This window comes from Gammaproteobacteria bacterium (assembly GCA_013697705.1).
In the GTDB taxonomy this organism is placed as follows: Bacteria; Pseudomonadota; Gammaproteobacteria; order UBA6002; family UBA6002; genus UBA6002.
The window spans coordinates 1-14,196 of sequence record JACCWJ010000023.1; the positions used below are offsets into that span (position 1 = coordinate 1).

The 14,196-nt window shown below is 41.1% G+C and carries 11 protein-coding genes and 2 tRNA genes; 10 read left to right on the forward strand and 3 right to left on the reverse strand.

Annotation, left to right across the window (positions count from 1 at the left end; genetic code table 11):
* Positions 1–310: 310 nt before the first annotated feature.
* Positions 311–2,848: a DNA mismatch repair protein MutS gene (gene mutS / locus H0U71_04710; protein MBA2654355.1), complete on the reverse strand. Its 2,538-nt coding sequence runs from the start codon at positions 2,846–2,848 to the stop codon at positions 311–313.
* A 127-nt stretch (positions 2,849–2,975) separates the two neighbouring features.
* Between mutS and H0U71_04715 the strand changes: the two genes are divergently transcribed.
* From H0U71_04715 to H0U71_04750, 8 genes are all read left to right on the forward strand, one after another.
* Positions 2,976–3,482, forward strand: coding sequence for a CinA family protein (locus H0U71_04715; GenBank protein MBA2654356.1), 507 nt, complete (start codon positions 2,976–2,978; stop codon positions 3,480–3,482).
* 131 nt (positions 3,483–3,613) lie between these two features.
* On the forward strand, positions 3,614–4,654 hold the full coding sequence (gene recA, locus H0U71_04720; GenBank protein MBA2654357.1) for a recombinase RecA: 1,041 nt from the start codon (positions 3,614–3,616) through the stop codon (positions 4,652–4,654).
* Positions 4,644–5,099, forward strand: coding sequence for a regulatory protein RecX (locus H0U71_04725; GenBank protein MBA2654358.1), 456 nt, complete (start codon positions 4,644–4,646; stop codon positions 5,097–5,099). Before recA ends, H0U71_04725 begins: the two co-directional genes overlap by 11 nt.
* A 109-nt stretch (positions 5,100–5,208) precedes the next feature.
* Positions 5,209–7,800: an alanine--tRNA ligase gene (gene alaS, locus H0U71_04730; protein ID MBA2654359.1), complete on the forward strand. Its 2,592-nt coding sequence runs from the start codon at positions 5,209–5,211 to the stop codon at positions 7,798–7,800.
* A 28-nt stretch (positions 7,801–7,828) separates the two neighbouring features.
* Complete coding sequence (locus tag H0U71_04735; protein MBA2654360.1) at positions 7,829–9,088, forward strand: aspartate kinase; 1,260 nt, start codon at positions 7,829–7,831, stop codon at positions 9,086–9,088.
* Positions 9,089–9,344: 256 nt separating this feature from the next.
* The gene (csrA, locus tag H0U71_04740) at positions 9,345–9,590 is read left to right on the forward strand and encodes a carbon storage regulator CsrA (GenBank protein MBA2654361.1); all 246 of its coding nucleotides are present in this window, start codon (positions 9,345–9,347) and stop codon (positions 9,588–9,590) included.
* Positions 9,591–9,755: 165 nt separating this feature from the next.
* Positions 9,756–9,847: transfer RNA gene (locus H0U71_04745), tRNA-Ser, on the forward strand.
* A 5-nt stretch (positions 9,848–9,852) separates the two neighbouring features.
* Positions 9,853–9,929 (forward strand) — tRNA-Arg (locus H0U71_04750).
* 13 nt (positions 9,930–9,942) lie between these two features.
* On the opposite strand, the gene H0U71_04755 is transcribed toward H0U71_04750, so the two are convergent.
* The gene (locus H0U71_04755; protein MBA2654362.1) at positions 9,943–10,968 is read right to left on the reverse strand and encodes a site-specific integrase; all 1,026 of its coding nucleotides are present in this window, start codon (positions 10,966–10,968) and stop codon (positions 9,943–9,945) included.
* Between the two features lie 595 nt (positions 10,969–11,563).
* The gene (locus tag H0U71_04760; protein MBA2654363.1) at positions 11,564–12,205 is read right to left on the reverse strand and encodes an SDR family NAD(P)-dependent oxidoreductase; all 642 of its coding nucleotides are present in this window, start codon (positions 12,203–12,205) and stop codon (positions 11,564–11,566) included.
* A gap of 65 nt (positions 12,206–12,270) precedes the next feature.
* On the opposite strand from H0U71_04760, the gene H0U71_04765 reads away from it, so the two are divergent.
* Both H0U71_04765 and H0U71_04770 read left to right on the forward strand, forming a co-directional pair.
* The gene (locus tag H0U71_04765) at positions 12,271–12,621 is read left to right on the forward strand and encodes a helix-turn-helix domain-containing protein (protein MBA2654364.1); all 351 of its coding nucleotides are present in this window, start codon (positions 12,271–12,273) and stop codon (positions 12,619–12,621) included.
* Positions 12,608–13,885 carry a type II toxin-antitoxin system HipA family toxin gene (locus H0U71_04770; protein MBA2654365.1) on the forward strand — a complete coding sequence of 426 codons (1,278 nt, stop codon included), beginning with the start codon at positions 12,608–12,610 and terminating at the stop codon, positions 13,883–13,885. The genes H0U71_04765 and H0U71_04770 overlap by 14 nt, the downstream gene beginning before the upstream one ends.
* The last annotated feature ends 311 nt before the right edge of the window (positions 13,886–14,196 follow it).

The window sequence follows — 14,196 nt, forward strand, 5'->3', positions numbered from 1 at the left end:
CAGAATTTACGATAATGATGTACGTGGGAGAGGGGAAATACGGATGCATGATTGCCAGAATTTACGATAATGATGTACGTGGGAGAGGGGAAATACGGATGCATGATTGTCAGAATTTACGATAAAATTTTATGTAGGAGAGGGTAAGAACTTTTTATCAAACTCTGCGCTACGAAAATCCCCTGTATACATTTCCCCCTCTCCCGCGTAAAGGACTATCTCATCAGCCCATTCGCGGGAGAGGGCTGGGGTGAGGGCCCTTAAAAATCTGCAACAATCCTACTTCTCTGCAGAACCACTTCGAGAAGATTTATTCTTTAATATATTCTTTAAGTTCGTAGAGTATATTAAGAGCCTCTTTTGCAGTTAGGTCATCAGGATTCAATGCTTTTAATCGATCTCGGATGATTAATGAGCTGTTATTTTCAAATAACTTCAATTGTTGCGGTGCGACAGAGTGGTTAGAAGGTTGCCTTTCTAATTCTGCCAACTTTTGCCTAGCCAAATGTATTACCTGTTTGGGAACGCCTGCGAGTTCTGCTACTTGCAAGCCATAGCTTTGGCTTGCTGGTCCTTCTGCAACATGATGGAGAAAAACAATTTTATCGTCATGTTCAATTGCATTTAGATGCACATTTTGAATAGAGGGATACATCTCCGGTAAGGAAGTGAGTTCAAAATAGTGTGTCGCAAATAAGGTAAAAGCATTAATTTTTTCCACTAGATAGGCGGCTGAGGACCAGGCAAGAGACAGTCCGTCGAAGGTGCTAGTGCCCCTGCCTATTTCATCGAGTAATACCAAACTTGAAGCAGTAGCATTATGTAAAATATTTGCGGCTTCGGTCATTTCAACCATGAAAGTTGATTTACCACTGGCCAAGTCATCTGCTGCCCCAATTCGAGTAAATATACGATCAATGGGTCCAATAATGGCCTCCTGAGCGGGTACGTAGCTACCTATGTAGGCAAGTAATACGATTAACGCGGTCTGGCGCATATAGGTCGATTTACCCCCCATATTCGGCCCTGTAATAATGAGCATTTTTTGTGAATCACTCAAAGACAAATCGTTGGGAATAAAGGGGTCTTTATTTACTTGCTCAATAACCGGGTGGCGACCCTTATGGATTGTTATGCCTGCAATGTTGGTAAGGGTGGGACAAGCTAGATTTAAGTTTAATGCCCGTTCAGCTAAATTACATAAGACATCAATTTGAGCTATTGCCTCAGCGGTATCCTGTAGGGGTTTTATTTCTTGAAAGATAATGTCTATTAGTTCGTCATAAAGCAATTTTTCACGTGCTAATGCCTTGCCTCGACTACTGAGTACTTTTTCCTCAAAAACTTTCAACTCAGGAGTAATATATCTTTCTGCATTTTTTATGGTTTGTCTTCGGATATATTCGGGGGGAGCTTGATGGGCTTGGCCTCGACTTATTTCAATATAAAATCCATGGATTCGATTAAAACCTACTTTGAGAGTGGAAATGCCAGTCCGTTGTTTTTCCCTTGTTTCAAGGTCGATCAGGTATTGGCTACAATCCTCGCTCAGACTTCTAAGTTCATCGAGTTCTGAATCATAGAGTGCAGCAATAACGCCACCTTCTCTTAGAACAACTGGAGGGCATTCCACCACTGCGCGCAACAAGATGTCATAGAGATTTTTGAAACAAGGTATTCGGTCATGAAGTCCACTTAGAAGAGGAGAGGAATTCTCAAGGCTAGTATTCATCAGGACTTTAATTTGTGGTAATAAATGTAGCGCGTCGCGTAACTGCGCTAAATCTCGAGGTCTGGCGGTTTTAAGTGCAATTCTTGCGACAATCCGTTCAATATCCCCCATTTGGGTGAGGAGCTGTTGCACGGATTCGAACAAATAATTATCTAAAAGATAGCCCACTGCTTGCTGACGTAATTTGAGTACTTCATGATCTCGGATAGGGCGCGTTAACCAACGTACTAATAGTCGAGCCCCCATCGCTGTTTTAGTCTGATTGAAAATACTGAGCAGGGTATGTTCCTGTCCGCCCCTGAGATTCGCAGTAAGTTCAAGATTCCGCTGAGAGGCTGCATCAATAATGACAGCTTCCTCTCGGCTTTCCATTTTTAATGCCTGAATATGAGGCAGCGTTTGTTTTTGAGTATATCTAACGTATTGCAGAAGACATCCTGCAGCGCATAAAGCGATGTCGTGTAACTGATTTATACCAAAACCCGCTAAATCTTGCGTATCAAATTGTTCGCATAACAGCTTTCGAGAAATGGTAAGGTCAAATTCCCACGCAGGTCGTGATCGACAACCTTTATGTGATATTAAATTCGACAGGAGTTCGCTTGAGTCATTTACTAAAATTTCAGAAGGTTTAAGTCTTTCGAGTTCGCTTAACAGCGATTCATATCCTTTTAAGACTTGGATCGAAAATCTCCCGCTCGTCACATCTAAATACGCAAGGCCATATTGATGAGCGTCCTTATGGATTGCTGCTAACAAATTATCTTTTTTATCTTCAAGTAAAGCATCGTCGCTGACGGTTCCCGGTGTAAGAATACGTGTTACCTGTCTTTCGATGGGACCTTTTGAGGCATTTGGATCACCCACTTGCTCACAAATGACAACGGACTCCCCACTCTTTATTAACCTGCTTAAATAATTTTCGACAGCATGATAAGGAACGCCAGCCATGGGTATGGGCTGACCCGATGATTGTCCTCGTGCGGTGAGTGTGATATCCAGAAGACGTGCTGCTTTAGTAGCGTCTTCAAAGAAGAGTTCGTAAAAATCTCCCATACGGTAAAAGAGCAAGGTGTCAGGATATTCCGCTTTAATGCGTAAATACTGTTGCATCATGGGAGTGTGGGAGCTGGTCATTTGTTTTTTTTGTACGTCCATCAAGGGATTTTAACGAAGAGGTTACAATCACTCTAGTTTTTTTTAAACTATCTCAGCTTCAGGTGTTTTAAAATAAGGTGGGAAGATGAATCAGAATGGCGGATCGCAAGTAGAGACAGTTTTAACAGAGCTGGCGCAAATTTTTCCACAGAAATCTTTGATGCTGGTGACGGCAGAATCTTGTACCGGGGGAGGCGTCGCCTACGAGGTGACTTCAATCCCTGGAAGCTCTGGTTGGTTTGAAAGAGGTTTTGTGACTTATAGCAATTTATCAAAAATTCAAATGTTAGGGGTGAAGGAGAGTGCTCTGGAGCAATGGGGCGCAGTGAGCCGAGAGGTTGTTCGTCAAATGGCCGAAGGCGCCATCCAATTCAGTGATGCCAATATTAGCCTTTCTATTACGGGAATTGCGGGGCCAGAGGGTGATAGCGAGGGAAAACCGGTGGGCACTTGTTGGTTTGGATGGTCAGGAACGGCATTTGGAACAATCAGTAAAGAAAAACTATTTTCGGGTGGGCGTAAGCAAGTACGAAACCAGGCTATCTTATTTTCGTTGCAGGAACTTTTAACCTTGGTTAAAACCCATTTTTAGTCGTTCCAGGTCCACCCGCGTTGTTCCGTGACTTGACCTTTATTTTAGCCACTTTTTTTATGACTACTGTATGTCAAAGGCCATGATTTATGGAATAATAAGCATCTTTAAAATTTACCTGGGGGTTTGTGATGGATGATAATAAAAAAAAGGCGTTGGGTGCTGCGTTAAGTCAAATCGAGAAGCAGTTTGGTAAAGGCGCGGTAATGCGACTTGGCGATAAACCTATTGAAGGTGAAGATGCCATCCCCACGGGTTCGTTAGGGTTAGATATTGCATTGGGCATCGGTGGCTTACCAAGAGGTCGAATTGTTGAAATTTACGGTCCTGAATCTTCTGGTAAAACCACATTAACTCTCCAAGTCATTGCCGAATGCCAAAAGGGAAAAGGCTCCGCTGCTTTTATCGACGCAGAGCATGCACTAGATCCTTCTTATGCTGAAAAACTCGGGGTAAATGTAGATGAACTATTAGTATCTCAACCAGATACTGGCGAACAAGCCTTAGAAATTGCCGACATGTTAGTGCGCTCTAGTGCTATAGATGTAATTGTTATCGACTCGGTAGCCGCTTTAACTCCAAAAGCTGAGATCGAAGGCGAAATGGGTGATCAACATATGGGTTTACAAGCACGATTGATGTCACAAGCGTTGCGTAAACTTACCGCTAATATAAAACGGTCAAATACATTGGTTATCTTCATTAATCAAATCCGGATGAAAATAGGCGTCATGTTTGGTAGCCCTGAAACCACAACGGGCGGTAACGCATTAAAATTTTATGCGTCTGTTCGCCTCGATATTCGTCGAATTGGTGCAATCAAAAAAGGCGATGAAATTTTAGGAAGTGAAACACGAGTTAAAGTGGTGAAAAATAAAGTAGCGCCCCCATTCAAGCAAACTGAATTTGATATTATGTATGGGGAAGGTATTTCTCGAGAAGGTGAAATTATTGAGCTGGGTGCGCTACATGGTTTTGTTGAAAAATCCGGTGCTTGGTATAGCTATAACGGAACAAGAATTGGTCAAGGCAAAGATAATGTGCGTAATTTCTTAAAAGAAAACCCAGAGATTACGAAGGAAATTGAAACATTAATTCGAGGCAAATTAATTAATCCTCAGACACGAAGTGTGAGTGCTGCATCCCAAATTGAAGAAGATATTGAAGCTTAAAAATTTTTTTGAAGCGAAGGAGTCTGCTTTAAGATTACTAGCTCGCAGAGATTATGGGTTCCATGAATTAAAACAAAGACTTCGTAAAGGCGGTTTTGAAGAACCCATCATCAGCCAAGTACTAGAAGCTCTCATAGAATTAGATCTGCAAAACGATGAGCGCTTTGCAGAATCTTATGTTCGAAGAAGAGTAGCAAAAGGCTTTGGCCCATTACATATTTCTAATGAGTTAATAAAATTGCAAATTACCGAGCATTTAATTCAGCGAGAGATAGGTAAATATAGCGAAGAATGGCAGACAATCATTAAACAGCTGTATTTAAAAAAATTTGGAAAAAAATCTACTGCAACTTCAAGTTTAAAAGAGCAATCAAAACACATTCGATTTTTTCAAAGTAGAGGCTTTAGTTTTACCCTCATTAAAGAAGCTTTGAGTCCTGAATAAATAAGGATATTCCGTCGTCCCGTGAACAACTATCCACCACGACTGTTAGCCTAATTGTCCCGTGTTAAACTTGGTAGCGGGAAGATTTGTAATATAAATTGAGATCTATATGAATAGTAATGAATTACGAGATAAATTTTTAAATTATTTTCAGCAATTAAAACATCAGGTTGTTGCAAGCAGTGCTTTAGTGCCCGAAGAAGATCCTAGTTTATTATTTACCAATGCCGGAATGGTGCAATTTAAGGATTATTTTTTAGGGAAAAAAACGCCTCCCTATTTGGCAGCGGTAAGTGCGCAGCGATGCGTGCGCGCGGGTGGCAAGCACAATGATCTTGAAAATGTGGGTTATACCGCAAGACATCATACTTTTTTTGAAATGCTGGGGAATTTTAGCTTTGGAGATTATTTCAAAAAAGAAGCGATAACCTATGCATGGAATTTTCTCACCAAAGAATTAAATCTAGCCCCTGAAAAACTGTGGGTAACGGTGTATGTGAATGATGATGAAGCTGCCGATATTTGGCTTAAAGACATAAAGGTTGATCCTAATCGATTTTCACGCTGTGGCGAAAACGATAATTTTTGGTCGATGGGAGATACGGGTCCTTGTGGTCCATGTACGGAAATTTTTTATGATCATGGTCCTGAAATACCGGGAGGTCCCCCGGGGTCTCACGAAGCAGATGGCGATCGATACATTGAGATATGGAATCTTGTTTTCATGCAATTTAATAGAGATGCAAGTGGAAAACTTACGCCTCTACCCAAACCTGCTGTAGACACGGGAATGGGCCTAGAACGAGTTGCGGCAATTATGCAGAATGTCCACAACAACTATGACATTGATACATTTAGACACCTTATTTCGGAAGTCGCAAAAATTGCTCACAGGAAGGATACCGATAATACCTCGCTTAGAGTAATTGCAGATCATATTCGTTCTTGTGCTTTCTTAATTGTTGACGGTGTAACGCCATCAAATGAAGGTCGTGGCTATGTCTTACGTCGCATTATACGAAGAGCAATTCGTCATGGGAATAAATTAGGAATACAAGAACCTTTTTTTTATAAATTAGTCCCCGTGTTAGTCGCAGAAATGGGTCAAGCTTATCCTGAGTTGAAAAAAGCAGAGCAACATACACAACATGTACTGCACCGCGAAGAAGAACAATTCGCAAATACGCTTGAACTGGGGCTGAAATTATTAGAGCAAGAGATTGCAAAATTGCCCAATAACATTTTACCTGGAGAGGTGGTATTTAAACTATATGATACCTATGGTTTCCCTCCAGATCTTACTGGAGACATTGCGCGTGAGAAAAATCTCATTGTCGATTTTCCAGGTTTCGAAAAAGAAATGACCCTGCAAAGACAAAAGTCTCAAGACGCCAGTAAGTTTTCTATGGAAGCAGGTCAAGATTTGCAGGTGGAGGGTGAAACAGAATTTACTGGCCATGAACAGCTGAGTGACGAATCCACGGTCACTGCGCTATTTAATGCCAATGAAGCGGTACAAGAAATACAGACAGGGCAAGAGACCGTCGTTATTTTAAATAGAACGCCTTTCTATGCCGAAGCAGGTGGTCAAGTAGGAGACTGTGGATATCTCTATTTTGAAGGCGGTTCATTCAAAGTTGTCGACACAAAAAAGAGAGGATTGGTTTATTTGCACCACGGGCAGATTGAATCCGGCACTTTACGCGTTGGCATGAAAGTGAATGCGGAAGTAGATTCATCACGCAAAGCCATTATGGTCAATCATACCGCAACGCACTTATTACATTCAGCGCTAAGAAGAATAATCGGCGAGCACGTCATTCAAAAAGGGTCATTAGTCGCTGCCGATCGTTTGCGATTTGATTTTGCTCATTATGAACCCCTCACTTCTGAACAGATTTATACGATTGAATCATTGGTTAATAGACAAATTTCGGCTAATTTATCTGCAAATATTGAGTTTATGACCCCCGATGAGGCTGTTAAAAAAGGCGCGGTTGCGTTATTTGGCGAAAAATATGGGAAAGAAGTTAGAGTCCTTAGTTTAGGTGAGTTTTCTATGGAGCTATGTGGTGGGACCCATGTTAATAATACTGCTGAAATTGGGCTTTTTAAGATCATTTCAGAAACAGGTGTCGCTTCTGGAATCCGCAGAGTAGAAGCGCTTACGGCAGAAAAAGCCTTCGAATGGTTGTGTAAATCTGATGCAGATCTGCACAAAATTGCGGATATTTTAAAGATTCCGCGTGAAAATATAGTTGAGAAATTAGATCAAACCCTGCAACATAGTCGATCTTTAGAAAAAGAGGTAGAAAAGCTCAAGCAACAACTCGCTTTAACTCGAAGTAAAGACCTTCTTTCTGATATTGTTGACGTCGATGGTGTTAAAGTAGTGGCCACCACATTAGAAGGTGCTGATTCAAAGATTTTGCGAGATGCTGTGGATAATCTAAAAGATCAATTAGGGAACGGTGTTATTATGCTGGCCTCTATAGATCAAGATAAAATCATATTAAACGCAGGCGTCACTAAAACTTGCAGTAGTAAAATCCATGCAGGTGAATTAGTGAATTTTGTTGCACAACAAGTCGGTGGTAAAGGTGGTGGAAGACCTGATATGGCGCAAGGAGGAGGAGCGGAGCTAGAGAATTTAGACAAAGCACTTGCTTCGGTCGTACCTTGGGTCAAGGCGAGATTATAGTTATTAAAGAACAATCGATGTAAATATTATGGCTTTAATTGTACAAAAATATGGTGGCTCCTCCGTTGGCAGCCTTGATCGAATTCAAGGGGTCGCAGAAAAAGTTATCACTGCAAAAGAAGAGGGACATGATGTCATTGTAGTCCTCTCTGCTATGACAGGGGAGACTGATAGGCTAATCCAATTAGCTAAAGCCATACACGAGCGGCCGAACCCCCGTGAATATGATGTTTTAGTTTCGACTGGGGAACAAGTTACTATTGCATTGTTGTGCATAGCACTACAAGCGCGCGGATTTGAAGCGAGATCCTATACCGGCTGGCAAGCGGGCATTGAAACCTGCAGTACGCATAAAAAAGCTAGGATTACCAAAATAAATGGCCAATGTATTAAAAAAGATTTGTCCCAGGGAAAAATCCCAGTAGTCGCTGGTTTCCAGGGAGTAGATAGTTCGGGAAATATTACCACGCTGGGTCGTGGAGGTTCTGACACCACTGCGGTAGCGCTTGCTGCTGCTTTTAAAGCGAAAGAGTGCCAGATTTTTACCGATGTTGATGGTGTCTATACAACTGACCCACGTATCGTTCCTGAGGCAAGACGATTGCCAATCGTAACATTTGAGGAAATGTTAGAATTGGCTAGTTTAGGAGCTAAGGTGCTCCAAATTAGAGCCGTAGAATTTGCTGGTAAATATAATGTTCCAGTACGGGTTTTATCAACGTTCAAAGATGGACCGGGGACATTAATTACTTTTGAGGATACCACTATGGAACAAGCACTTGTTTCAGGAATAGCTTTTGATCGGAATCAAGCCAAGATAACAATGCTCGGAATTCCAGATGCTCCCGGTGTTGCGAGATATATATTAGGAGCGGTGAGCGAAAATAATATTGATGTTGATATGATTGTGCAAAATGTCCCTGGAGCGGATCAAACAATTGACTTCAGCTTCACGATTCAGCGAGATGATTTTTCTTCGGCGCTTGAAATACTTAAAGAAGTTTCCTTTAAGCTCGGGGCCAAGGGTGTTATTGGTGACGATAAAATCGCTAAACTGTCTATTGTAGGGGTTGGGATGCGCTCACACGCCGGCGTTGCCACCACTATGTTTAAAGCGTTAGGAGAAGAGGGAATCAATATTCAGCTTATTTCAACTTCAGAAATTAAAATTTCTGTAGTGGTTAATGAAAAGCACTTAGAAACAGGGACAAGGTGTTTGCACTCAGCTTTTGGCTTACACCTTGATACCAAGCAGGAACTTGTGAAGTTTTTAGACAATAGCAATTAAAATTCTGCCCTCCCTGGCAAAAATTTTTGAAATCTAGACTACAATATAGTCAATTAAAAATTCTTGCCCCAGTTCATACTTAAAATTAGTTAATTTTTTTACTAATCTGTTTGAAAAAGGGACTTTTAGTCGGAACTTTAAGAAAGTCTTAAGTTTTTTTGTCTATACTACTCGTGATAGTGTGTTTAAAATTCTAAATAGAGACGTATTTGTTTCTAGCTAGAAGCAAATAAAGGAATTGATAGGAGAATTTGTAATGCTTATTTTAACACGACGTATTGGAGAATCGATCATTATTGGAGATGATATTACGATTACCGTACTAGGAGTGAAGGGCAACCAGGTGCGGTTAGGGGTTAATGCGCCTAAAACAGTATCCGTCCATCGTGAAGAGATTTATCGACGAATCCAACAAGAACAAACGCCCAATGACAGCGAGCCATTAGTAATTGATACTGGCTCCAATGAAAAGACTGAAGACAAGGATAAGGATTCAGAATAATCTATTGAATGGATTAGATATGCTATCTTCTAAGGAACCCTCCTTAATTGTCTGTATCTTTGACTTCTGAAATAGCCTTCTTTAAGAATTGTGTACTTCTAAATTTAATAAATTGAGGTAGAGTATTTATTACTGATCAAGTCAGTGATATTATCTCCTGCCATTGGAGAGATGGCCGAGCGGCTGAAGGCGCTCCCCTGCTAAGGGAGTATGGGAGTAAAATTCCATCGAGGGTTCGAATCCCTCTCTCTCCGCCAAAAATGCGCCCGTAGCTCAGTTGGATAGAGTACCTGGCTACGAACCAGGTGGTCGGGAGTTCGAATCTCTCCGGGCGCGCCATATAATCAATGACTTAGCCAACATTCCGAACCTCCTCATTTCCTGACTGTGACAAAATCGTGACACTTATTCTTTCGGAAGCTTCTTTTAGATGGTCACTACTAAGGTGTGCATACCTTAATACCATTTCAAATGAAGCCCATCCTCCTAGCTGCTGAAGCTCTTGGAGGCTGGTGCCGTGTTGCACGTGCCAACTTGCCCAAGTATGGCGCAAATCATGCCATCGAAAGCTTTCAATTCCTGCTCGCTTTAAGCCCTTCTTCCAGGCCTTAGTATTGCATTCAGAAATTGGATTTCCCTTATAGACAAAAATATACTGACTATGTTTGCCTAATTGCCGGCGTATGATTGCAACTGCGTCACTGTTCAATGGAACTGGAATAGCCTTTTTAGCTTTTGCTTGATCGGGATGTATCCAAGCATGCCGTTTGACTAAATCGATATCGCCCCATTGCAGCCCAGTGATATTAGACATCCTTAACCCCGTAGATAAGGCAAAAGCTGCCATATCTGCAAGGTGCGATGGAAGATTTTGGATCAGTTTTTGAGCCTCTTCCTTGGTAATCCATCTTATGCGTCGATTATCTTCTTTAAGCATGCGGATAATGGGCGCCCGATCTATCCACTCCCACTCACGTTCAGCCTTTCTGAGTATAGCTCTGACAACTTCCAACATCCGATTCACTGTTGAGGGCTTGACACCTTCACTCAGCTTCACAGATGTGATTTTATCAAGTATACCTCTGGTGATTTCTCGCATCTTTTTATTTCTTAAAAATGGATCCAGCCACCGAAGATGCGCTTTATCATCATCAAGGCTTTTTTTATGTTGAGACTCATTTAACCAGCGAATTACAGCATCCAACCAAATATGATCTGCCTTTTCTTGGAGGAAGTCTTTCCTCCATGCATCAGCTTTTATATGATCGTGCAGCCTTTGTGCCGCTGTTTTGTTTGAAGTCCCAGTTGATTTTCGTATTCTTTTTCCTTCGTGGCAGATGTTAATCCACCAGACATTGTCTCGTTTGTAGAGTGACATAGGTTTCTCCTATCAGGATCACCCCACGATACTTTAGCAGGAGAAGCATAAAGGGATCGGAGGTATTCGGCAAGATCATCTTCACAAAAGCACCAACGTTTTCCTGGCTTGGCTCCTGGCACCTCGCCATTGGCAACTTTCCTTCTGAGCGCGCTCGGTGTCATTTTCAAAAAAAAGCGGCTTCCTTTAAGTCAAGAGTCTTAATGCTCATTGTAATAAACCTATAAAAATTGTGGTTCAAAATGAGCTTTATACCAAAACTTGACGCAACATGTGTTGTGGATTACGTAAAATCTGTTGTGAATTACATGGATAAGTAAGGATATGCCAATACCATTAGACAAGCAGGAGGATATCTCGAATACCACTTGAACTGTTAATAGCATGATTATAATTGGCGAAACGCTCTAAGTTGTAAATGAGAGCTCGAAACATCTGTATCACCATTGCTTCGTTAAAAAATCCCAATTTAATATAGTGCCTCGGAACAACATAGCTAGAAAGAAGATACTCCTTCTTGGTGGGGAGAAAGCCTCAAGCTAAAGAAGTTTGTAAAAGCTCAATCATGCGTATAGCTGAACGCTTAGATTAATCCCTATTTATCAAAAGCAGAAAAAATGTGATTTTGATAGCTCATAGTTGCTGCTTGCTCCTTTGCCATTTTGTCTGGAAATATGTCTAATACGCCGCTTTCTATGCCATCACAAGTTTCCATAGCAATTTGCAGCGGTGTTGCTTTCTCTACATCAATATTTTTTGTCATTTGAGTATCAACATATCCTGGATAAACACCATAAATTTTTAAGTTAGTTCCTTCGCTTTCTTTTCTGAGGGCTTGTGTAAGAAAATGAGCAGCTGATTTTGATGCGCAATAGGTTCCTAATTTCAAAATTAAAGTAAAACTTGCAACAGAGAGTATATTAACGATACAAGCGGATTGTTGTGATTTTAGGGCATCCCAAAAGGCATGACATAAATTATGAACGCCGAAATAATTAACAGCCATTTCAAATTGAGCCGCTTGAAGTGATTTTTCATCTGTAAAACGTGTGGCACATTCAACTCCAGCGTTATTGAATAAAATGTCTGTATCACCACATAATTTCTGACACTCTAAAACATTATTAATATCAGTCACATCCAAATTGATAGGAACAACTAGGTCAGGATAGGTTGTATGCAAGGCCTTTAAATTATCGATATTTATACCTAGGCCTTTACCTGTTTTTTCTCTCACTAACCTGCTATAATGATGATTATTATGAGCATTAACTCTAATTATTGGTTAAAATATTGATCATTATGAGCAGAAAAACCACAAAATCATTGCCGTCATTGCAGCGTCTTTTGAAAGAGCTTGGAGAAAATATCCATCTGGCTCGTTTACGCAGGAGATTTTCTGCTGCCATGGTTGCAGAACGAGCAGGAATGGCGCGTAATACATTGCGAGCGATTGAGCGAGGGGATCCAAGTGTAACGCTGGGTGCATATGTAAACGTGCTATTTTCTCTGGGGCTTGAAAAGGACCTGCGCCTAGTAGGGCGAGACGATGAGTTAGGCCGAAAACTTCAAGATGCTGATTTGCCTATAAAAGCGCGTGCACCACGATTAAAGCGCGAAAGCCAGAGTAAGAAAGTCAATGACAAAGACTAAGCGACGAGATATTGAAGTTTATGCACACTGGGTGGGTTTATCGGAACCAACCTTCATGGGCATTTTATATGCTACACCTTCTCGAGGAGAAGAAGTTTTCTCATTTGAATATGATGAAAATTGGCTCCGAAGCGACCAAGCTCATAACTTAGATCCCTCTTTGCAACTCTATTCTGGTATTCAATATGCACCCCAAAACCAAAATTTCAGTGTTTTTCTTGATTCTTCTCCAGATAGATGGGGTCGCACTTTAATGGACCGCCGAGAAGCGCAACTTGCTCGGCAAGAAGGAAGAATAAACCGTAATCTTTTGGAATCAGATTATCTTTTAGGTGTTTATGATGAACATCGAATAGGGGGCCTTCGGTTTCGTACAAGTAGAGGAGATGATTTTCTAGATAATAATAAAGAACTAGCTTCGCCTCCTTGGACTTCACTGCGTGAATTGGAGCAAGCAAGCTGGGAGTTAGAGAAAGAAGATGCAGTAAATAATTCAAATTATTCAAAATGGCTACAAATGTTAATTACACCAGGCTCTTCTTTGGGCGGTGCTCGTCCAAAAGCAAGCGTTATTGATGAGGATAAACATTTGTGGATTGCGAAATTTCCGAGTTCTCATGACGACATTGATATTGGTGTTTGGGAAATGGTGGTAAACAATCTTGCACAACGAGCTGGAATTATCACTGCACAAGCAACTTTGCGACGATTTAATGGTTCACATCATACCTTTCTTAGTAAACGTTTTGATCGAACAGGAAGAGGTGAACGGATACATTACGCTTCGGCATTAACACTGTTACAGCGCAGGGATGGGCACGATGCTGCTTTAGGTGCGAGCTATCTAGAGCTTGCTGAATTTTTGATACAAAATGGATCGCACGCAAAAAAAGACCTAGAACAATTATGGCGAAGAATTATTTTCTTTATCTGCATATCTAATACTGACGATCATTTAAGAAACCACAGCTTTATTCTTCAGCCCGATGGTTGGGTATTATCCCCAGCATACGACATAAATCCAGTAGCGAGTGGAAATGGATTGAAACTTAATATAAACGAAACTGATAACTCGCAAGATATTAAGTTGGCGTTAGAAGTATCCGAGTATTTTCGATTGAAGACTGACCAAGCTGGTAAGATAGTTTCTGAAGTAATTAGAGTGGTTAAGCAATGGCGTCAAGAAGCCAGTATGCTAAAAGTATCGACAAGTCAGCAAGACCGTATGGCCCGTGCTTTTCGAATTGCAGATGAATTTATTTGAAACTCTTTCATATTTTCAGCAGATAAATTCTGTGTAATTCCCTGTGTAATCATGCCAAGAAGAAAAGATTTTTGCCAGTAAATGAGAGAATGATAAAGAACAAGCTAGAGGCAAAAACCAGCAAATATCAAATAGTTAAGCAATTTCCAGGAATCTTTAGACCATCCAGCCACCCCATTCGTAATCAGGAGGTCGGCGCTTCGATTCCGCCTTCCGGCATTTGTCATTGAGGATTCCGAAAGATTGCCCTTTCATAGCCGAAGCTTCGTGGAGCACCCTTGGGCACTAAGAGATAAAAAACTGCAACAAAC